The sequence below is a fragment of the Maricaulis sp. genome (assembly GCF_048270265.1).
Classification (GTDB): Bacteria; Pseudomonadota; Alphaproteobacteria; order Caulobacterales; family Maricaulaceae; genus Maricaulis.
Genome location: NZ_JBLWTD010000003.1, coordinates 1 through 20495, shown reverse-complemented (window position 1 = coordinate 20495; position 20495 = coordinate 1). Strand labels below are relative to the sequence as shown.

Genomic DNA, 20495 nt, shown 5'->3' with positions numbered 1-20495 from the left:
GGTCGCAGGGCAAGGCGACGGTCGATATGGGGATAGTGTGTTTCAGCTGGATTTCATAGAAGAGCTGGACCGTGGGTCAAACGGTTCGCAGCCGACCGGTATGGAATTCGTCGCTGCCGATATCCTGCGCCTGGGTGTTGGCGGGCGCACCGCAAATACTTCCATGCCCGCCGACCAATCCGCGCGTTCCGCCCAGTCAGGCCCGTTTGTCCAGCCCGACCTGTTTTCGCAGGACTGGAACCAGACGCCTCTGGAAATGAACCATCAGGACTCCACCTACGGATCGGGAGATGCGCCGCAGTCCGGCGCCCCCGCAAGCCTCGTGGATTTGATTGAAACCATCAGCTTTGATGGTGGCGTGAACGGGCTGGCCGACAATGCGCCCCTGTTCGATTTCAGCGCCTATCTGGAACGCCATGAGCGGCAGCTCGATGCGCTGAGCCGCATTGCTGACCTGGAACTGCCGGCCGGGGATGGCGCCACCGTGACAGACACGAACGGTATCACTGTTCCGCTATCCTTCCTGCTGGAGCATCTCGAGGACGGGTTTGGCCAGAATGAAGCCCGGCTCCCGGACGCGGATGGCGGATCGCCAGAGGTGGATTCGGGAATCCTCAACGCCATGAGCGAGCTTGCCGATGGCGGCGCCCCGTTCAATTTCGATGGCTATCTGGAAATTTCCGAGCAGTGCATCGCCACGCTCGGCCGCGCTGACGGGCTCGGCAAGCTCGCCGCAGACGTGACCGGTGCGATGCCGGACGACGCCTATGCCGTCCAGCTCGCCCTGTTGCTGGAACAGGTCGATCAGCACCCCGGCGCGCCCGACCTGGCGTCTCTGGCCGATCATCATTCGGGCGAGATTCCATCCGCCGCAGAGATCACCGGCTTGGACTGGCTTTCGCCGGAAGTGGTGGACACCTTCGGTTTTGATTACTCGCTGTTCTAGGCAAGGGCCACTGCGGGGATTGTATGCCTGCGACCCGCTAGCCAGCACAATTCGTTCAGCTTTCCAGACTAGTCTACCGGACGTTGGTTCAATCGGGCGGGGGCGCGAGCATGGCACGCATTCTTGTTACAGGCGGAGCAGGCTATATCGGCGCCCATATTTGCCGTGCGCTTGCGGCCCGTGGCGACCTGCCCATCGCGTTCGACAACCTCTCGGGAGGTCACGCCCATGCCGTGCAATGGGGCCCGCTCGTCCATGGCGACATCCGCTCGGCAGCGGAACTCGACAAGGCTTTCAGCGAATTCGGGCCGCAGGCTGTCATGCACTGCGCAGCGAGCATCGAGATCAATGAAGGCCAGAAACACCCTTTCCCGTTCTGGGAGAACAACGTCGGCGGCGCCATAAACCTGCTGGGCGCAATGGTCCGGGCCGGGGTCAAGCCGATCGTCTTTTCGTCCTCCTGTGCCGTCTATGGCGAGCCGGACACCCTGCCCATCCGCGAGGGCGAACCGCGCACCCCCGTCAGCGTCTATGGCCAGACCAAGCTTGCGGTTGAAATGCTGCTCGCAGACCTCGCCCTGAGCGATGAAATCCATTTTGCCGCCCTTCGCTATTTCAACGCGGCAGGTGCAAGCCCGGACGCCGAGATCGGCGAGGAACACGACCCGGAAACCCACCTCATTCCCAATGCGCTGAGGGCTGCGGCCGGACTGGACAACGCACGGCTGAAGGTCTTCGGTGCGGATTATGATACCCATGATGGCACCTGCCTGCGCGACTATATCCACGTGGTCGACCTGGCCGCCGCGCACCTGGCGGCGCTGGATCGTGTCATGGCAGGCTCCAGCGAGCTGTGCTGCAATATCGGCACCGGCCATGGCGCCACGGTGCTGGAAGTCCTACAGGCGGTCGAGCGCGTGACGGGCTCGAAAGTCCCCTACGATATTCACCCGCGAAGGGCCGGCGATGCCGCTGTCTTGCTCGCCGACACGCGATTGGCGCAAACGGAGCTGGGCTTCGCGCCCACCTCATCATCAATCGATCAGATCATCTCCGATGCCTGGCGTTTTCACGCCCGCAAATGGGACGCCTGAGACACTCCGGCCACCCGGACCTTTGAGAGCCAGGCCGGTGCCATGCGGCGCCATGTCGCCTGTTGCGGATCGCCAGGATTGATATTCGTCAATCCTGATTTCTGCCCGCATCCAAGGCTCGTCCGAAAATGTCCAGCAACACCATCCTGAAATACGCTGCCCTCAATACGCCGCGTTACACCAGCTACCCGACGGCGCCGCATTTTCACGACGGTGTCGACCAGGCCGTCTATGCACAATGGCTGGGCGGGATTGGCGGAGCGATGACCGGGTCGATCTATCTTCACATCCCCTATTGCCGGGAGATGTGCTGGTATTGCGGGTGTTCGACAAAGGCGACCCGCCGGGCTGCGCCGGTGGATGCCTATGTTGATGTCCTGCTGCAGGAGATCGCCCAGACGGCGGCGCGGCTGCGGACACGCCCCCGGATCGACCACATCCATTTCGGCGGCGGCACCCCCACCCTGGTCCATCCGGACCAGCTGGCCGGGATCATGGCGGCCCTGCGCGAGGGCTTCGATGTCTCGCCCACGGCCGAGATTGCTGTCGAGATCGATCCACGCCAGTGCAGCCAATCCCTGGTGGAGACCCTCGCCTCACTGGGCTTCAACCGCGCCAGCCTCGGCGTGCAGACCTTCGATCCAGCCATCCAGGCGAAGATCAATCGCATCCAGAGCCGGGAGACCGTGACCGCCTGCGTGGAGCGGCTCCGCTCGGTCGGCATCAACGCGATCAGCCTTGATCTCCTCTACGGTCTCCCCGGTGAAACGGTGACAAGCTGCCAGGAGACGGTGGCCGCCGCGCTCGAGCTGGGACCGGACCGGTTCTCCGTCTTCGGCTATGCCCACTTGCCCCATCTGAAATCGCACCAGCGCCTGATTGCGGATGCCGACCTGCCGGGACCGGATGCGCGCGTCAGGCATGCCATGGCGATTGCCGAGGCGCTGAACGAGGCTGGCTATACGCCGATCGGACTGGACCATTACGCACGGGCCGATGACCGGATGTCGACCCAGGCGCAGTGCGGCACCCTGCGGCGCAATTTCCAGGGTTACACGACCGACCAGGCCGATTTCCTGATCGGTCTGGGTGCGTCTGCGATTGGCAAACTGCCACAGGGCTATGTCCAGAATGCGAGCTCCGTCGCCGACTGGACCCGCCGCATCCAGGCCGGAGAGCCAGCGACCATTCGCGGCTACGCGCTATCGAGTGAAGACCGGCTGCGCGCCGACATCATTGAACGCCTGATGTGTGATCTGCGCGTCGATCGCGAGGCGGTCACACGCAGCTACCAGACCGGCTTTCCGGACGCATTTCTTGATGATCTCTATGAAGACGGCGTCGTCTGTGAAGATGGCGGCTCACTGCGCGTACCTGAGCATTTCCGCATGCTCGCCCGCACCGTGGCCGCCCGCTTCGACGCCCACCTCGGACAGGCGACTGGCGCCGTGCACGCCCGATCAGTCTGAGTTGATGCACCGGCTCCCCGGCCCCGTCCCGATGGATGTCCACGAGACGGGCGCCGGGCCAGTGCTTGAGGCTAGAAGCCGATACGGATTTCCATACGGGCACCATTGGCGGAGAAGTCGCCATCGCCGAGACCGCCGAAGCTGGTCTCGATGGCAAGGCTTGCGCCGGGCGAGATCTGGCCGCGCAGGCTGAACCTCGCGTCGGCGCGCACGCCGCCGGTGCCGACCAGGCCGCCATTCTCGTCCATCAATTGCGCCGCGTCATAGTCCCAGACACCGGTGATATCCACGCTCGGCTCCCACCAGCCGCCCGAAGGCGTATCGAAGCGATAGGCGATCTGCGGACCGGCCTGGAAGCGGCCGATGGCGATGGTCTGTTCCGGGATATCGATGCCGAGGCTGTCGATATAGGCCGACTGACTTTCCTCGAAATGCGCCACACCGGCGGTCGGACGGATGCGCCAATTGCCGGAGCGCCATTCGCCGGTGAGGTTCATCCGGAGCAGATAGCGCGTGGTCGTGAACTCATCCTCATAGAGGCCAAGCGGATCGACCGTATTGTCGGATTCGCCGTACATGGCCGTGGCGTCGAACCAGAGGCCGTCGCCAATCTCGCGGACCAGGTAAGGTCCGGCGAGCCAGCCGCTGCCTTCAATCCGGGCGCCGCGAATGGCCCCTGCCCGTTCGGCGATATCGTCGGCGGTCTCGTCCATCCAGTCGTGCTGGAACATGACACCGACAATCGTCTGCTCGCCGAGCATCCAGTCAGCCCCGAGCTGCACCAGGCCGAAGGCGCTGTCGGCAGCATCGCCGGCCCGGTCATCGGACACCGACGAATAATTCGCCGAGAACCAGATATCGATCCCGTTATCGGCCTCGTCGGCACGGGCCGCCTCGCCTTCCATCTGCGGCGCGGCATCACGGGCAGCATGGCGCATGCCGGACAGGCTTGCACCCATCGAGACATTGCGCGTCCCGCCATTGATTTCGGCAGCAAACTGGCCGGGAGAGCGGGTATCGCGATCCTGGACGCGCCGGGTCAGATCCGGTGCAGCCTCGAGAATGCGATCACCGCGCCGGACCATGAAGTTGCGGATGGCGCGTTGGGTCGCCAGCCGGACCTCTGCCTCATCACGGGTATTGGCGAAGGTACAGACAATGGCCTCATTGGCATCCAGATCGATATCGACCCGGCCCGCAGCGAGATCAATGACGCTGCCGCCGTCCGTGTCGCCGACACAGCTGATCGTATCGAGACGCCAGCCGGCCGGCACGGATTGCATCACGTCATAGGTGCCCAGCAGTTTGCGCACCGGTGTGCTGGCGGCGTAGCCGGCCTGGGTGGTCAGGCTGAGGGCATCCAGCTCGCTGTCGCTGGACGTGAAGACGAAGGTCTCGTCACGCTGGACACCGCCCGGCGTGGTCGAAACCAGCTGGATCGTGCCACGGCGTTCCGCGATCGAGACGGTGAGCGGGATGGCGACGACGATGGTGTCACCGCTGGCGCGCGTCTCGGCATTGGGACCCTTGGCTGCGGCACCGCCGCCGCTGAGATTGATGACGGTCACCGTGCCGGTATAGGTGCCGGCCGGCAGGTCATTGGCCAGTTCATTGACCGTGATGGTCAGCTCCACCTCGCCGAAGGCCGGGATCGTGCCGGTCAGCGGATCGACATCAAGCCAGGCCACATCGGTCTCTGTCCGGAACTGAACCGGCTGGCTGCCGGGATTGGTCACCGCGGCGGTCGCCGTGACATCCGTCGGATCCTCGACATCGCTGCCCAGAACCACTTCGACTTCGATCGGCTGCGCCACGGCGTCGATCGAGGCGGACGCGGCCACATTGCCATTGCCGGCGGCATCTTCCGCGAGTTCGGCATCGACCGTGATCTCGATCGTGCCGATCGTCTGTGGCGTCACCAGCACGGTGTATTCCAGCGCGCTGACCGCCAGGAATTCGGACAGATCGGCATTGGAGGCTGTGATGTCATCGACCTCGAAGCCGGTGACATCCTCGGAGAAGGTGAAGGTCGCGGTGAACGGTCCCTCTGTCTCCGCACCGGGCAAGGTAATCGCCAGGGTTGGCGGGGTATTGTCGGTGATGATGGAGAATTGCTCCGCGGCCAGATTGGCATTGCCTGCCGCATCAATGACGGTTTCCGCGGGCAGATCCACCGTGACGGGGCTGCCGGCCGTGGGCGTCACCGTGACCTCGTAGCCAGCGCCGCTGCCACTCAGATCGGAGAGTTCGGCATTGGCGACGACGAAATCTTCCAGCGCCAGATCGGTCACCTCTTCAGAGAAGGTCACCGTCAGCGTGAAGGCTCCGATGGCCGGCTCGGCGGCATCGCTGCTCAGCACCACAGTCGGCGCCGTGCCATCCGTGCTGATGGTGAACTGCGTCGCGGCTGTGTTGTCATTGCCCGCCACATCCTGGGCGGCACCGGCAGCAAGGTCGACGGTGACATCACCGTCGGCGGCCGGCGTGACCGTGACCGCGTATTCCGCGCCGGAACCGGTCAGCTCGGACGCGGCACCATTTGCGACGACGAGATCCTCGAGGGCCAGGCCGGTCACATCTTCAGAGAAAGTCACGGTCAGCGCGAAGGCACCCGAGACCGGGTCTGCGGACTCGGTGGAAAGCACCACTGTCGGCGCGGTCACATCGGCCGCGATGACAAATTGGGCCGCGGCCAGGCTTGAATTGCCGCTCGGGTCCTGCGCAGCGCCTGCCGCGAGATCCACCGTGACATCGCCGTCGGCCGACGGTGTGATCGTGACCGTATATTCAGCCTCGCTCGGTTCGACGCGGCCGTGCACCGTTCCGTCACGGGGCGCGTTCCCCGCAGGCACAGCCGTGCCGGAGAAATCCGAGGCGGTGCCATTGCTGACGACGATGTCCTCGAGAGTCAGGCGGCTCACGGGCTCGGAGAAGACAATGTCGAGCGTGAATGCGCCGGCAACCGGTCCGGTTTCTGCCGAGGACAGAACCACCGTCGGCGCGACCACGTCATTGACGAGCGTGTATGTCGTCTCATTGGCGCCGGTCGGCGTCAGACTGGCCAAGGATTGCCCGCTGTAGTCGAGGATGTCATTTCCGGCCAGAACAGACAGCGTCACCACACCGTTCAGGGACGGCAAATCACCGCCATAGGCCACCACCTGGTAGGCCTCGGGTCCCGACTCCGCCCCGACGGCTCCCGCAGGACCAGCAAATTCACCAGGACGGTAAGACCCGACGTAGAGGCTTGCCGTCGTGCCATCGAGCGCGAAATCCGATTTTTCCAAGTTCATAACAGGTTCCGAGAACGTCACGATCCATACGAGATTATCGGAATCGGTTATTTCGGTGGGCCCGATAGCGCGTTCGATCGAAACGAGCTCTGGCGCCGAGAGGTCATAGGCCACGCTCAAGGTTTCATCCCCGGCCAGACTGTCATTCCCCGCAATATCGGTCATCACGCCCGCGGCGATGGCGATCGTCACCTCGCCCTCGGCCAGCGGCGAGATGGTGAAGGAGAAGGAGTCGCCGTCCTGGGCCAGAATGGCCGCCGTGGCATTGGTGAGGGTCAGATCGGCCGCCGTGAAGCCGGTGACCACCTCGTCGAATGTGACGTTCACCACAAAATCGCCGCTCGAATAACCACTCGGGTCGTCCAGCGACAGCTGCGGCGTCGGGCCGAGATTGTCGACCGTGACGACGCGCTCATCCGTCCCGCCGCTCGGAGCGAGCGTTTCGAGCCAAAACCCACCGGCATCCGTGGCGTCAGAATCATAGCCCAGTTCGAGTTCGACCGGTCCATTGAGCGAGGCGAGGTCTCCACCGGAGGCTTCCACGACATAGACCGTGGGCTGTGACTGCGTCACGGAAGTGATGGTCGCCGTGGTGCCGGCCACGCGAAAATCGTCTTCGGAGACATTGTCGAGCTGTTCCGAAAAGCTGACGGCCCATGTCAAGGTATCGGAATTGGTCGGAGAGCCACCGGTGGTGACAAATTCGACAGATGTCACGCTGGGCGGCGTAAAGTCATACATGTAGGAGGCCTGCTCCGGCGCCGCATGGCCATTGCCCGCGACATCGGTCGCCGCGCCCGCGGCGAGATCAACCGTCACCAGGCCGTCGCCTGATGGCGTAATCGTGGCGAGATACCCGTTCCCGAAGGTCCTGAGGTCTGACGCCGTGCCATTTCCGACTATGAATTCATCCAGCTCAAGCCCGGTCAATCGCTCGCTGGACGACACAACGAGCGTAAGCTGACCCGTCTCCTCAACCTCATCCGTGTCGATGATGAACTCCACGACGGGCGCTGTGCGATCAAGCGTATAGCCAATTTCCCTGGTGCCGGTGGCAACATAGCTCCCCGGGTTGTTGCCATACTCGTCGGGATAGGGGCCGCCCTCACCAAAATTGATATAAACATAGCCCTCATGCGTCGGCAGATCGCCGCCGGATGCCGTAACATAGAAGCCGACCGAATAACGCTCCACCTCGATCGTCCCCACGTTCACATTCCGCACCGTGAAGGCTTCAGGTGGAAGGCTGTAGCCAGACGAAATGCTCGAGAACTGGAAATCCCACGTCAATTCCGTTGCGTTTGTCAGCTCCGATGCCGAAGTCACTCGGCGAATATGGGCCAGAACCGGCGCGGTATTCGAAACATCGAAATAGTTTTCATTGGCCCCTGACGGGGTCCCATCGACCAAGGCGCGGCCGTCGGTGTCTTCGATATCCTGTGAAGCAGAGATGCCGAGGGACACGATCCCGTCCAGCCCGGCAAGGTCGCCGCCGCCTATCCGGACTTGCCAGGCATTTCCGCCGGCCGACTGTGCGTTGAGAACCGTGGCAGTGCTGCCGGTCACGCTGAAATCAGTCTCATCCACTCCGGTCACAGGCTTGGAAAACGTAACAAGCCACCAGAGGTAATCCTCGTTTGTCGTCTCGCTCAAAGGGTCGGCGCGCTCGATCGAGAGTATGGTTGGCGGACTCAAATCGGCCGCGATCGAAAATTGCGGTGCGGCCGGATTCGGGTTGCTGGCATCGTCATACAGGCTGCCCGCGGGAAGATCGACCGTTACGGTGCCGGTGGAGGACGGCCGCAAGGTGAAGGTAGCGCTGTACGCCCCCCCAAAGGAAAAACGCTCCACCACGGCATTACCCACCACGAGATCGGATTGGGTAAACGCGACAATAATATCGGACCATCCCGCCTGCGGCGTACAGGTCATGGTCACGGTGAACACCTCGGTCACCGGCGCAACCGCCGTCGTGGCGAAGGCGCATTCCGGCACGGTATTGTCGATCGTGATGGGCGATTCAGACACGGCAGTCAGGTCGGTCAGGGCAACCCCGGTCAGACTCTCGATATCCTGACCTGCCTTGAGACGGACCCAGACCTCCCCGTTCATATCCGCCAGGTCGCCACCGGAGACGTCAGCCCAATAATACGAGGCGCTGACGGCGGTCCAGCCAGTGATGGTAGCGGTCGAACCGATCACCTCGAAGTCGGACGGATCGACATTGCGCACATTCGCATTGAATTGGAGCGAGGCGGTGAACGAATCGGCATTGGTGTAGGTCGGCCCCCCCGAGGACAAGAGGCGTGGCGCGGGATCGCTTGCCTCGGCGCCGGGCGTCAGGCCTGCGCCCGCGATGAGGACAGCGGCGAGCATGGCCGTCACCAGCCCCGCCGTTTTCGCACCAGTGCCGCGACACATGCGGACGAGTCTGCCAAATGCAGCCGAACCAAAACCGATCATCTCATGACTCCCCTTAACCCCTGGCGCAGTGCAAGCGGCGCTCCCCCCTGAAGCTGCCGCTTGCAGCGATGTCCGGCGGACTTCGCCTGCGCCTCCCCCCCATTTCGGCACTCACCACTGACGGCGAGTGGAAGAAAGGGTTTGATTTCAACTTGATTGGGCGATGTATTGAGGCCAGCATCAATCACCCATATGGGTGGTTCTCACCGCTTTCCTGAAAAAGCCGGTTCCCTGGAAGGTTGCCCATGCCCGAGCTCGATCCTGCGCCAGAGACGGTGCCTGCGACCGCAAACAGGGTGAGCATTGTGACCCGCGCGAGCTATGGCGCCGGCGATCTGGGCTTCGTGCTGGTCTGGCAGGGGGCGGCGCTTTTCCTGCTCTATTTCTATACCGACATACTGCACCTGGCGCCGTGGGTCGCGGGCGCGATCTATCTGGCAGGGATGGTCTGGGATGCCGTCTCCGACCCGCTGATCGCCACCTGGGCCGAGCGCCACGCCGCCCGCACCGGTCGCTACAGCCGCATCATCGCCTGGGCGGCCCTGCCGGTCGGGATCACCTATGCCGCGATGTTTTCGATCCCGGCCGGCGGCGCGGCGGTTACCGCGATCGGGGCCCTGGTCAGCCATCTTGTCTTCCGCACAGCCTTCACCTGCGCCGCCATGCCCTATAGCGCCCTGCCCGCACGTCTGACCCGCGATGGCGAAGTCCGCACTGCCCTGTCGGCCGTGCGCGTCGTCGGCGCGGCGATCGGCGGCCTGGCCGTCGCCATCGCGACGCCGCTGATCGTGCAAATGGCCACCGAGTCCGGAGAGGGTGCCGGCTATCGCCTCGCCGCCATCATCACCGGCGCGTTCGCCGCCGTCGTGCTGTTGCTCTCCAGCCTCGGCATTCGCGAAACCCCGACGGCCTCGCAGGCACCCCAGGCAACGGATTATCTCAGTGATCTGGGAGAAGTCTGGCCGGGACTGCTGCGCAACGGCCCGCTGCAGCGCCTCCTGGCCATGATGCTGCTGGCGACTGTCGGTTTCGGCCTGTTCACGCAGAACATGCTGTATTTCCTCAACCACGTCCTGGCCCAGCCGGATCTGGTCCTGCCGGCACTCGCGAGTCCGGCGCTCGCCATGATCCTGACAGCGCCATTATGGATGATGCTGGCCGCGAGAACCTCCAAACGCCTGACCATGCTGGCCGGACTATTCGTCGCGACACTCGGCTATCTGATGATCGGCATCGCACCGGTTGGCAGCCCGGCGCTGACACTCGCCAGCATCGGCCTGGTCGGGGTCGGCAGCGCGGCCTTGCCGGTGATGTTCTGGTCAATGCTTCCCGATGCCGTCGATTACGGCCAGGCACAAACCGGTTCCCGGATCGAGGCCCGCACATTCGGACTGACGACCTTCGTGCAGAAATGCGCCGCCGGACTGGCGGCCCTGCTCGCCGGCGGCCTGCTGGCCTGGTCGGGCTACGAGCCCGATGCCGGCCAAACCGCAAGCGCGCGATCCGCCATCACCGCAATGATTTCCTGGCTCCCCGCCGCCTGCATGCTCGCCGTGGCAATGATCGTCCGGGGCTACGCGCTCGACCGCAAACGTCATCGCGAAATCATCGCGCAGCTGAGCGGGCAGGAGCCTGCCGAAGAGCGCGCCACCCATTCGGGTGGTTGAGCGCGCCCGTCCGGGATGACACTGTAACAGCCTGCGCGAGCGGTGCGGCCCGCCACACAACGTCTGGAAGATCAAGATGAGGGAGACAGGGCGGGAAAGTGAGGCGGCGGCGGCGGCACTGTGGGAAGCGAACGCCGGGCTCGACGAAGTTCATCTCGGCCAGGCGCGATTGCTGCGCGCCGGCACAAGCCAGTCCTGCCTCATCATTTCAGGCGTCACACTCTATCTGTCTGCCCTGATCGCCCTGACCGGCGATCTGCAGTTCGCCGCTATCTGGCTGGCTGCAACCGGGGCGATGATCGCCGTCGTCTACGCCTATGCGCGACTGATGGCGCCCGAGGGCATCAATCCCGAAAACTATCGCCGCTACCTGACGGGGCACACGGTGATTTCGGGCGTAACCGGCCTCGTCTGGGGCGGGCTGGCGAGCGCCTTCTTTGACCCGTCCTCCGTGCTCAACATGTTCATCGCCGTCAATATGGTGTTCTCGATCACGGTCGGCGGCATGATGCCCAGCGCCGAATACCGCCCCACCTTCATCAGCCTGGCCACTGCGGCCCTGCTGCCCTTTTCGGCCTACTGGCTTCTGACGGTGGAAGGTCCGCTGCGGCTGATCGGGATCGGGCTGCTGATCTATTACGCCTTCGGCCTGCTGGTCAGCGCCCGCGCCGAGGTCCAGACCATTGCCAGCCTGGCGGCCGAGCGCACGCGCCATCTGACGCAACAATTGCAGGAACAGAACCGCATCATCGAACGCGCCAGCGCCAGCAAGTCGCGCTTCCTGGCGGCCACCAGCCATGACATGTCGCAGCCCTTGCAGGCCCAGGGGTTTTTCATCGGCGCAATCCGGCGCACGCTCGATCAACCGGAGCAGATCGAACTGCTCGACAAGATCGAGGCCGCCTGGCGCAGCCAGCAACAATTGCTCCAGGCCCTGGTCGAGACGGCCCGGCTGGACAGCGGCGCTATCATTGCCCGTATCCGGCCCTTCTCGCTGGAGGCTGTCCTCAATGATCTGCGCGCCGAATTTGCCGACATGGCACATACGAAATCGATCGAACTGATCATTGCGCGCACCGCCGTCGACGTGAACAGCGATGCGCTCCTGGTCACCCGGATCCTGCGCAACTTGCTCTCGAACGCCATCAAGTTCACCCCGCCGGGCGGTCAGGTGGAATTGCGCTGCGCCATGGCCGAAGACGGGCTTTTGGTTGAAGTCAGCGATGACGGTCCCGGTGTTACGGAGGCCGAGCGCGAACGCATTTTCGAGGAATACGTCCAGCTCCAGCCGGGTCCGGCCGGCAGCGAGCGCGGGCTCGGCCTCGGCCTGACCATTGTGCGCCAGCTGGCCCGCAAGCTGGATCTGGAACTGCGCTTTGCCTCCACGCCGGGCGAAGGCACCCGGGCGGGCATTGTCCTGCCGCTGGCGACTGCTCCCGTCGCGTCGCGGCCCGGGCAAGCCCGGCCCGGCGGACTTGCCGGGAGCCCGCTGGTGATGCTGGTCGAGGACGAGCCGGCGGTGCGCGAGGGGCTGACCATCCTGCTCACCGACTGGGGTTGCCGCGTCCTCGCGGCCGGGTCCGGGGCTGAGGCGCTGGAGCTCCTGTCCTGGGCGGATGCGGAACCGGACCTGCTGATCGTCGACAAGCGCCTCGCCGGCGGTGAGGACGGGCTTGAGACGGTCCAGGCGCTGCGCACCGAAGTCGTCGCCGACATCCCGGCCGTATTGCTCACGGGTGATATCTACCAGTTCGAGGCGGTGACCGGGATGGAGCAGATCACCGTCCTGCCCAAACCTGCCGACCCGGCCCAGCTCCATGCCATCCTGCTCGAAGCGCTGGAACAGCCCCAGTCCTAGATCAGCCCCAGCGCCTGCGCCTTGCGCACACAGGCTGTGCGCGTATGGGCCTCGAGGGCCTCGAAGATCGCCCGCATATGCGACTTCACGGTATTTTCGCTGATATTGAGCCGGGCCGCGATATCCTTGTTGGTGGCGCCGCGGCCCATCAATTCCAGAATTTCCAGCTGGCGCGGCCCCAGGCGCGGCAATTGCCGCTCGGCCTGCGATTGCCACATGTCCTCGCCGGCGCCATCCGCTGCGGCCGCGTCACCCGGAGCGCCCTCGAACCAGCTTTTACCGGCAAGGATGGCATCGACGGCGGTGAGCAGGACAGAGGTGTCGGCGGATTTGTGCACGAAACCGCGCGCGCCAAGCTTCTTCATCTCCGCCAGCGGCGGTTCGGCGCCAATGCCCGAGAGCATCATCACCGGCATGCGCGGACTGCGCTCGCGGATCGCAGCGAGCAGGGCGAGCCCGTTCATGGAGCGCATCACCAGGTCGAGAATGACCAGGTCATAGGGCGTTGCCGTGGAAAAACCCTTCAGAAAGTCGACCGGATCGCTGAAGACCTCGACCGCATAGCCCTCGCGCAAACCGGTCAGCAGGGCGCTGAACCCATCGGAGAACATCCGGTGGTCATCGACCAGGGCGATGCGTCGGCTCGATATCATGTTTTTGCAAGCCCTACCGGATCCGTCACGAAGCACCGGGCACGGCGCCGCAGGGCCGCCATGCCATGCGGCGGACCCTAGCGCATGCGCGAGAGCGACACCAAGCGGTGTGTCAGAGCGACGGGTATCCTATGTCTGACTCTGCATCCGCTTGAGGGCATTATGGTCTTCCAGCAGGCCCTTCCAAAGGCTCACACAGCACACCAGCAGAACCACGGTAAAGGGCAAGGCGGCGGAGATAGCTCCGGCCTGGAGCGCCTGCAGCGCCTGGGCGCCGCCACCATAGAGCAGGATGGCTGCAACGGCCCCCTCCAGGGTCGCCCAGAAAATACGTTGCGGCACTGGAGCATGCAGTTTGCCGCCGGCGGTAATGCTGTCGATCACCAGTGAGCCGCTGTCCGAGGACGTGACAAAGAAGATCAGGATCAGCACCACGGCAAAACCGGAGGCAATCTGCGTAAAGGGCAGGCTTTCCAGCATGTGGAACAGCACCAGCGAGACCTCGCCGATCCCGTCCTGCAGGCTGCCAATGCCGCCCTCGGCCTGGAACAGGGCCGTCTCACCGAATGTGCTGAACCAGGCGATGGTCACGACCAGCGGCACGAAGATCACCGAGAGCAGGAATTCGCGCACGGTCCGGCCCTTCGAGATCCGCGCAATGAACATGCCGACAAAGGGCGACCAGGAGATCCACCAGGCCCAGTAGAATACGGTCCAGCCATGGAACCAGTCGGTATCCTCGCGTCCGATCCAGTTGGATAGCGGCACGAAATCGCGGATATAGTTGAGCGTATTGTCCAGCAGGCCGGTGGCGATGAGTACGGTCGGGCCGACCACGAAGACGAAGGCCATGAAGGCCGCCGCCATCACCATGTTGATGTTGGAGAGGACTTTGACACCGCCATCGAGACCGCGCACGACCGAGACGATCGCGATCGAGGTGATGAAGGCGATAATGAGGATCTGGGTCGTCAGCCCGGGGTCGACATCGAACAGGAAGTTGAGCCCGCTCGCGACCTGTTGCGCCCCGAGGCCGAGGCTGGTGGCGAGGCCAAACAGCGTTGCCACGACCGCGAGGGTATCGATGACATGGCCGGGCCATCCCCAGATGCGCTCGCCCAGCAGCGGGTAGAAGGCCGAACGCATGGTCAGCGGCAGGCCCTTGGAGAAGGTGAAATAGGCCAGCGCCAGACCGACCACGGCATAGATCGACCAGGCATTCAGCCCCCAATGGAACATGGTCGCGCTGAGCGCCAGTTCGCGCGCCTCAGGTGTTCGCGCCTCGACGCCGAACGGCGTCCCGGACCAACCGGTGTAATAGGCCAGCGGCTCGGCCGCGCCCCAGAACATGAGCCCGATACCGATCCCGGCAGAGAACAGCATCGCAAACCAGGACAGGGTCGAAAATTCCGGCTTCGCCTCGCTGCCGCCGATCCGCAACCGGCCCATCGGCGAGAGGATAAGGACCAGACAGAAGATAAACACCAGATTGACCGTCGACACGAACAGCCAGTCGAAGGTCACCAGCACCCAGTCCCGCGCCGCGAACAGGGCCGCACCGACCGCCTCCGGCATGCCGAGCGTCAGCCCGATAAAGCCGAGCACCGCGACCGCAGCGATGAAGAAGACCGGATTGTGTACATCCAGCCCGAGCAGGGAGACGTTGTTCTCGCCGGTCTTGTGTTTCGTCTTGTAAAGCCGTCTGACCATGTTCAGTCCCTGTATCCTGTCAGCGCCGGCCCCAGGGCCTCGCGCAGCGGGTTGAGATGGGCGTCGAAATGGCGCCATTGCTCGATACCGGTGCGATTGATCGGCTGCCGCACCTGTTCCGAACTCGCCGTGCGTACGGCGCGGTCGGTCTTGTGAAAATCAAGGCAGGCCGGCTCAAAGGGCAGGCCGCAGAAATCAAGGATGCGGCGGACCTGGGTTTCCAGATCAGCCACGACATCCTCGTATTGCACGCGCAGGATCTCGCCCGGCAGGACGGTGTCCCAATGGCGCATCAGGTCGACATAGCCGCGGTAATAGCGGCCGATTTCCTCGAGCCCGTAGGTGAATTCCTGTCCCTCGGCGAAGAGCTGCTTGAAGCCGGAGAAGCAGCACGCCATCGGCTCGCGCCGGGCATCGATGATCTTCGCATTCGGGAGGATCAGCTTGATCAACCCGATATGACGGAAATTGTTCGGCATCTTGTCGGTGAAGAAGGGGGCGCCGGCGCGATGGATGCGGGTGTTCTCGATATAGGCCTCGCCCATCTGACGCAGCTGGTCGCCGCTCAGCTCTTCGAGAATGCGGGGATAGCGCGAACGGTCGGTGAACTTGTTGCGGCCCCGCAACCGGTGCGCCAGGGAGAGGATGTCGGGCAATTCCAGCGTACCGTCGACCTGGCTGTGCGAGGCGAGGATCTGTTCGAGCAGGGTCGAGCCGGCGCGCGGCAGACCGACGATGAAGATCGGGTCCGGCGCCGCAGCCCCCAGACCAGCCTTGCTGGCGAAGAGAGCGGGCGTACAGAAGCTCTTCTGGGCCTCGAACTCCTCCGCCATCTGCTCTGAGGTGTAACGGGCCTGCACGCGCTTGAGCTCATTGCCCCGGGCGTAATACTCGAAGGATGATGCGTATTCCCCGCCATCCTCCAGCGCCTTGGCGAGGGCGAAGCAGATATGGATATGGTCCTGATGCGGCAGGCCGGGGGTCTGTTCCAGCTCGGCCAATGCCGCCCGGTCCGCGGCGCTGAACTGGTAGGTCTTGAGATTGGCCAGCGCATACCAGGCGTCTCCATGATCGCGTTTGTGCTCCAGGGCAGCGCGATAGGAGGCAATCGCCTCTTCCTGGCGGCCCATGGTTTTCAGCGCATGGCCACGCGAGGTGAGCACAAGCGGGTCCCCGGGCAGGATGGACAGCACACGGTCGAACAGATCGAGGGCGCGGTCATACTCGCCGGTCTGCATCATCTCGATCGCCAGATGCGACAGGAAGACGGGATTTTCCGGATCGCGCTCATACAGGGATTGCGCCTGGGCGAGCGCCGCTTCGAATTTCTGGCGTTTGCGCAGAACCTGGATGTAATCGAGCCGCAACTGGATATTGTCCGGCTCGAACTCGACAGCGCTCTCGAGCAGGAAATCGGCATCGTCGAGCACGCCAAGACGCACACCGATCTCGGCCAGGAGCCGCATCGCCTCGACATGACGGGGGTGTTTCTGCAGGAAGGCACGGCAGAGCTGTTCGGCCTTCAATATCTTGCCGTCGGCGAGCAGATCGGTGACGGCGACGACATCCTTGGGCAGGGCAGACAGGCGATCAACCTGGCCCTGTGCCAGCGCCGCGCCCGCAGCATCGCCGCGCGCTGCCAGCAGTTCGGCCTGGGCCCGCCAGCTTGCAATGAGTGCGGGATTGAACCGGCAGGCCTGTTGATAGGCAGACAGGGCGGTATCCGGCTTGCCCTGTTCACGCAGGAGATGGCCCTCCTCCTGCCAGGCACGGCCATGTTCCGGTGCGACGCGCTTCAGCGCCGCGAGATGAGCCTGTGCTGCCGGATAGTCCTTGCGGTAGCGGGCGCATACGCTCGCGGCGTAACGCGCATCCACATGCCCGGGCTCCGCATCGAGCACCGCATCCAGCTGCCGCGCCGCATCATTGAAATCGCCGGCCATCAGCGCTTGCTGGGCCTGTTTCACGGCAGCGGCCTGTGCGTCCGGGGATGAAGTCATACACGCTCCAGAGACGGCGAAGGGAAGCGCACCTTCCGGTGCACTTCCCCAGCCATGGTAAGCACCTGACGGGTCAGGTCTAGAAGTCGACCCCGACGCGCACGCCCCAGGTCCGCGGACGCGAAACGGTGACCCGCTCGCGGTCGTAGACGAAGTTGTTGGCCATCTGCGCCCGTTCGTCGGTGAGATTATCGACGAAAAGCTCGACGCGCCATTGATCGGTGGTGACGCCGGTCGAGAAGCTGGCCATCGTATAGCCGTCGATCGTTGCCTTGTTGATCTCGACCACATCGGAGACGCTGTCATCGGAGTGGATGATCTGCGGCATGACGTGAGCGGTCCAGCCATTGTCGAGCTGCCACTCATAGCGGGCCCGCAGATTGGCCTGGAAGGACGGGGCGAAAGCCAGCTCCGAACCGACGAGGACATCATTGGTCGGGATCAGGACCTCGGTGATCTCGGTATCAAGGATCGAGATCGCACCGGTCACGGTCAGCCCCTCCATCTCGGCCGGAGCCCAGACAAAGTCACTTTCAATACCGCGGATTTCCGCATTCGCAGCATTGTCCGAGAAGAAGAGATTGACGATGCTCGGATCGAAAATCGTCGTCTGCAGGCGTTCGATCTCGACATAGAAGGCCGAGCCATTGAAGCGCAGCGTGTTGTCGAACAACTGGGTTTTCCAGCCGAACTCGTAATTCGTCACATCATCGGTATCGAGGGCGAAGGGCACGGTATAACCGCCCGGTCCAGCAGCACCACCGGGACGGTTGAGCAAGCCGGGACGGAAGCCTTCCGAATAGGTGCCGTAGAACATCGTCGAGTCCGTCGGCCGCCAGGTGCCGGTCACCCGCGTGATAATTCCGTCCGTACGCGCCGCATCAGGTGCCGCGAGTGCCGCGGCCACCGAGGCCGGGATGCCCGGCGTGTTCGGGTCGGTATAGGTGATGTGATTGGCGGTGTTGCACGAGCCATGGAAGGTGATCGCGCCATCGCCATTATAGAGGTCGGAAATATCCGTACCAAAGGCGTTTGCGTCCGGCTGGAAGCCATTACAGAAGGACGAGTTTGCGCTGCCTTCCAGATCGACTTCGATATCATACCAGCGCGCACCCAGCGTGAGCTCGAACTGGTCGGTGATATCGAAGCTCACTTCACCGAAGGCGGCCTGCTGCTGATCGGTGCGCAGGACATCATTGCGGAAAATCACGCCGGCCGGGAACGGACCCGGATCGGAGGTATAGCCCGTGGTGAACGGAGAGTTCGGCGAGAAGCCGGTCTGGCCGAACAGAATCGCATTGACCGAACCAGGATAAGTGAAGTCATTGCGCTCGGCGAGTTCGAGATTCGAGTAGAAGCCGCCAAAGGTCGCGCGGATGCGGCGATCGTCCGGCGTGTTGAAGCGCAGCTCGTGTGTCTGGGCGGTGGCCTCGGTCAGGCTGTCGACATAGAGGTTGGGAGCCTGGCAAGTGCCCGAAGGGTTTGCCGCGCCCGGATAGCTCACCGAGCCGTCACAGATGTAATACGGCAGATACTGGCCGACGAAGAGGTAGTCCGTATAGTCGACGCGCTGGGTCGTCTCGCGGTCGGTATAGGCGCCGGTATAGACGACATCGAGCGCCGCGATCCGGCCTTCCAGCGTCCAGCTGACATTGGTGAATTCGTCTTCGATATTGTCGTCGGCATAGCGCTGGATCTGGAGCTCATCGAGGTCCGGGTCCTGGAAGAAGACGCCTTCCGACTCCATCCGCTGGCTCGTGAAGCTGACCAGAAGGCTCCAGTCGGAATTGAAGTCGTAGAGCCCGCTGAGACGGAAACCGTTATAGGTGGTGTCGTTGAAGTCCTCTTCGACGAGCGCTGTATTGTCCGCATCGAGGAAGGTGACGCCAGACAGGTCCGCCGTCGACTGGAAGCCGGCGCGGTTGGCATTGACCGGCACACCATTGTCGCGAACCGTGCCAGCGGCCCGGAAGCGCGCCGATTCCGACGCGTTGATCGTGCCGGCAACATTGTCGATATAGCCGCCCTGGTTGTCGGAATAGACAACACCGCGCACGGCGAAATTATCGCTCACCGGCAGGTTGATGACGGCTTCGACCTTGTTGCTCATCTCACCGTTCTCGGTGAATGAAACACCGAAATTGGTCGAGGCGGAGAATTCACCCATCTGCGGCCGGTTGGTGATCAGGCGAACCGTGCCCGCCTGCGAGCTGGCGCCATAGAGCGTGCCTTGCGGCCCGGGCAGGACTTCGATGCGCTGCAGGTCGGCGGCATAGACATCGAGATTGCGGCCCGGCTGGGCGAGCGGCTGCTCGTCGAGATAGAAGGCAACATTCGGTGCCAGGCCAGCGACACCGGCGGTGGTCAGGTTCGGCGTCGTCGAGGCGAGGCCGCGGATATAGATCGTGCTCTGACCGGGGCCGGAGCCGCCAGCCGTCACGCCCGGAAGCTGTTGCAGATAGTCGGTGAAGACATCAACGCGAAGCTCTTCAAGCGTCGCCGCGGTCATCGCGTTGACAGCGACCGGGATATCCTGGGCGCTCTGTTCGCGTTTCGTCGCGGTCACGGTGATGGTTTCGATCCCTTGTGCGAGCGTGGCTCCAGCACCAAGGGCCGTTACGGCGATGGCCGAAAGTATGGTCGATGATAATGCGGTTTTCTTCAGCATGAGTGACGCCAAACCCCTTTGAGTACGAATGATGTCCGGGGTCTAAGGCACTCAGGCGGGTTTGGCTAGGATACTAAGAGGTCGAATGATTTTTCAAAACGCCAAACAAGGACAATAAGATCGGCGCTTGTTACGCGAAAACAAGGAGTTATGGACAAATGTGGTCGAATTGCAACAGATTCATGACACCGCACGGTCTCCGAAACCCCGTAGACCGCAAAGCGCCTTGGCATTCGCAGTTGGCCGGGTAGCCGCGTTCGCGTATGAGACAGCTCCCTTCAATGGCCAGACGCTCATGACCGATCACGACGAAATCCTGATTGCCCTGCGCCGCATCACGCGGGCGATCGACCTTCAGTCCAAGAAGCTGATGAAAACCACGGGCCTGACGGCGCCGCAGCTCGTGATCATGCAGACCCTGCGGCGTGAGGGGATGATGTCCCCCTCGGCGATCGCGAAGACCGTCTCGCTCAGCCAGGCCACCATCACCAGTATTCTCGACCGGCTGGTCAAGCGCGACTACGTGCTGCGCGAGCGCTCCGGCACCGACAAGCGCATCATCCTGGCCGGCCTCACCGACAAGGGCCTCGCGGCTGCGGCAGCAGCACCGGAACTGCTGCAATCGGGCTTCCTGCGCGAGTTCCGCAAGCTGCAGCACTGGGAGGGCAGCATGC

Annotated in this window: 11 protein-coding genes; 6 read left to right on the top strand and 5 right to left on the bottom strand. The window is 63.4% G+C overall.

The features are described from left to right. The first annotated feature begins 37 nt into the window (after positions 1-37). From ACN0YF_RS02460 to hemN, 3 genes are all read left to right on the top strand, one after another. On the top strand, positions 38-946 hold the full coding sequence (locus ACN0YF_RS02460; RefSeq protein WP_417493203.1) for a hypothetical protein: 909 nt from the start codon (positions 38-40) through the stop codon (positions 944-946). A gap of 110 nt (positions 947-1056) precedes the next feature. Beyond that, the gene (gene galE / locus ACN0YF_RS02455) at positions 1057-2040 is read left to right on the top strand and encodes a UDP-glucose 4-epimerase GalE (protein ID WP_417493202.1); all 984 of its coding nucleotides are present in this window, start codon (positions 1057-1059) and stop codon (positions 2038-2040) included. A 128-nt stretch (positions 2041-2168) separates the two neighbouring features. Then, the gene (hemN, locus tag ACN0YF_RS02450) at positions 2169-3509 is read left to right on the top strand and encodes an oxygen-independent coproporphyrinogen III oxidase (RefSeq protein WP_417493201.1); all 1341 of its coding nucleotides are present in this window, start codon (positions 2169-2171) and stop codon (positions 3507-3509) included. A 71-nt stretch (positions 3510-3580) separates the two neighbouring features. On the opposite strand, the gene ACN0YF_RS02445 is transcribed toward hemN, so the two are convergent. Further along, a complete protein-coding gene (locus tag ACN0YF_RS02445) occupies positions 3581-9178 on the bottom strand; it encodes an Ig-like domain-containing protein (RefSeq protein WP_417493200.1) in 5598 nt (1865 codons plus the stop codon). A 383-nt stretch (positions 9179-9561) separates the two neighbouring features. Here ACN0YF_RS02445 and ACN0YF_RS02440 point away from each other — a divergent pair, with 383 nt between their 5' ends. Both ACN0YF_RS02440 and ACN0YF_RS02435 read left to right on the top strand, forming a co-directional pair. Then, a complete protein-coding gene (locus tag ACN0YF_RS02440; RefSeq protein ID WP_417493199.1) occupies positions 9562-10932 on the top strand; it encodes an MFS transporter in 1371 nt (456 codons plus the stop codon). Positions 10933-11008: 76 nt separating this feature from the next. Further along, the gene (locus ACN0YF_RS02435) at positions 11009-12790 is read left to right on the top strand and encodes a hybrid sensor histidine kinase/response regulator (protein WP_417493198.1); all 1782 of its coding nucleotides are present in this window, start codon (positions 11009-11011) and stop codon (positions 12788-12790) included. On the opposite strand, the gene ACN0YF_RS02430 is transcribed toward ACN0YF_RS02435, so the two are convergent. From ACN0YF_RS02430 to ACN0YF_RS02415, 4 genes are all read right to left on the bottom strand, one after another. After that, positions 12787-13443, bottom strand: a complete 657-nt coding sequence (locus tag ACN0YF_RS02430; protein WP_417493197.1) for a response regulator transcription factor — start codon at positions 13441-13443, stop codon at positions 12787-12789. The two genes, ACN0YF_RS02435 and ACN0YF_RS02430, sit on opposite strands and share 4 nt — an antisense overlap. A 129-nt stretch (positions 13444-13572) precedes the next feature. Beyond that, positions 13573-15153, bottom strand: coding sequence for a BCCT family transporter (locus ACN0YF_RS02425; RefSeq protein ID WP_417483216.1), 1581 nt, complete (start codon positions 15151-15153; stop codon positions 13573-13575). A gap of 2 nt (positions 15154-15155) precedes the next feature. Continuing rightward, the gene (locus ACN0YF_RS02420; RefSeq protein WP_417493196.1) at positions 15156-17153 is read right to left on the bottom strand and encodes a tetratricopeptide repeat-containing sulfotransferase family protein; all 1998 of its coding nucleotides are present in this window, start codon (positions 17151-17153) and stop codon (positions 15156-15158) included. 79 nt (positions 17154-17232) lie between these two features. After that, complete coding sequence (locus ACN0YF_RS02415) at positions 17233-19821, bottom strand: TonB-dependent receptor (protein ID WP_417493195.1); 2589 nt, start codon at positions 19819-19821, stop codon at positions 17233-17235. A 295-nt stretch (positions 19822-20116) separates the two neighbouring features. Here ACN0YF_RS02415 and ACN0YF_RS02410 point away from each other — a divergent pair. After that, positions 20117-20495 (top strand): MarR family winged helix-turn-helix transcriptional regulator (locus tag ACN0YF_RS02410; RefSeq protein WP_417493194.1); only part of this gene is annotated, 379 nt, incomplete at its 3' end.